We start from the raw sequence: 1,639 nt of genomic DNA, 5'->3' as shown, positions 1-1,639 counted from the left end.
GGTGGACGGTGATGCCCTTCTCCTGGAGGATGCGGTCGGCACCGGGATGCTGGAAGTCCTCGACCGCGTACGGCATCGCGTCCGCCACCGCCGCGGCCCCGGCCGACGAACCGTCGGACCCCGTGACGGCATAAGCGATCGACGACGCGCCCGCGACGGTGCAGACGGCGAGCAGCCCGGCAACAAGCGGCTTACGAAGGCGGGTTTTCATCAGAGTTCCCTTCCAGGGCGATGTGATACCTGATGAGCATGACCGTCCGTCGCGCTGCCTGGTGCGGCGGACACGCATGCTCGGCGCACCGGGGGGCGAAGGCATCGGCCGGTGCGAACCGGGGCAGCGGTGATTCCCCCTGGCCTCCCCGACCGTGAACGAGCCACTGCGTCACCCCCCTCACGGCGCACCGACTGCGCAAGCTATCACGCCGTCACAACACACCTACCTGTGGCACACATCCAGTTCACAAGTAGGCTCGGCGCGCCGAAATACGGCTCCCGACCAGCAAGTTGTCGGACAGTGAGAGGTAAGACGCTCTTGAGTCGAAGACTCACCAAACGCGCAGTTCTTCGGGCACACGCGCATACGGACGGATACGGCGGCGAGTCGCGATGGCGGCTGGCTTCCCTGCGGTCGCTGTGCCTCACCCTCCTGATCGCCCTGACGCTGGGCATGCTGGGCACTGTCCCGGCGTCCGCCGTCGACGAGGTGCCGGGCGAGGAGGAGGTGTCCGAGTACATACCCGCCACCGACCGGGGCCGGGTCCTCGAGCTGTGGCAGTCCGGAGGGCCGGCCATCAAGGCCGCGGCCGAGGCGGCGCTGCTCGGCACCGACGCCGACGTGCAGAAGTTCCTCGCGGAAGAGAAGGAGATCGCACAGCTCAGCGACGACCGGGTGTCGGCCGTCCAGATCCTGTCGCTGGGCGGGCGGGAAGTGCGCGCGGCCGCGCAGACGGCGCTCGCCGGCTCGCCCGAGGACCTGCGGGCCTTCCTCAAGGACGGCTGGCGGGCCCCGCTGGAGCAGGACCAGAGGGTCCAGGCCGTGCAGGTCATCTCGGCGGCCTCCGGACGCGGAGTCAAGGAGGCGGGTCAGAAGGCCCTCAACGGCACCATCGAGGACGTACGCGCGTTCCTCAACGAGGGGCAGTACGTCGCCGCGGACAGCGACGCCCGGGTGCAGACCGTCCAGATCATGAGCACCGGCGGGGACGCGACCCGCGAGGCCGCCCGGGTCGCCCTCAACGGGGACATCAACGACGTCCGGGAGTTCCTCGAGGTCGGCCAGCACATCGCGCGGGCCCGCGATCAGGAGCAGGCGACCGTCGCACAGCTCGCCGAGTGGGCCACCGAGGCCGGCCGGCAGGCCAAGGCCGAGACGGAGAAGGCCAAGGAGGCGTCGGCACGCGCGGTCGAGGCGACACAACTCGCCAAGGAGTCGGCCCAGAAGGCAGCCGCGGAGACCGAGGCGGCCAAGGCGGACGCCCAGAAGGCGTCGAGTGCCGCGGGCCGGGCAGCCGACGCCGCCCGGGGCGCCGCACGTGCCGCGCAGCAGGCCATCGACGCCGCCAACGCGGCAACCACCTCGGCCCGTGTGGCCGCCAACGCCGCCTCGCTGGCCGCGTCCGCCGCCGCGGCGGCCGCCCGG

At 71.4% G+C, this 1,639-nt stretch carries 1 protein-coding gene and 1 pseudogene; one reads left to right on the top strand and one right to left on the bottom strand.

All coding sequences use genetic code 11. The annotated features are described in order from the left end of the window. Nucleotides 1-211 (bottom strand): annotated as a pseudogene (locus ACP4J0_RS38390) (hypothetical protein); the annotation flags it as partial. A gap of 321 nt (nucleotides 212-532) precedes the next feature. Here ACP4J0_RS38390 and ACP4J0_RS38385 point away from each other — a divergent pair. After that, a partial coding sequence (locus tag ACP4J0_RS38385; protein WP_426604064.1) for an ALF repeat-containing protein occupies nucleotides 533-1,639 on the top strand: 1,107 nt, incomplete at its 3' end.

It is taken from the genome of Streptomyces sp. WG7 (assembly GCF_049975785.1).
GTDB lineage: Bacteria > Actinomycetota > Actinomycetes > Streptomycetales > Streptomycetaceae > Streptomyces.
This window is presented reverse-complemented; position numbering and strand designations above follow the sequence as displayed.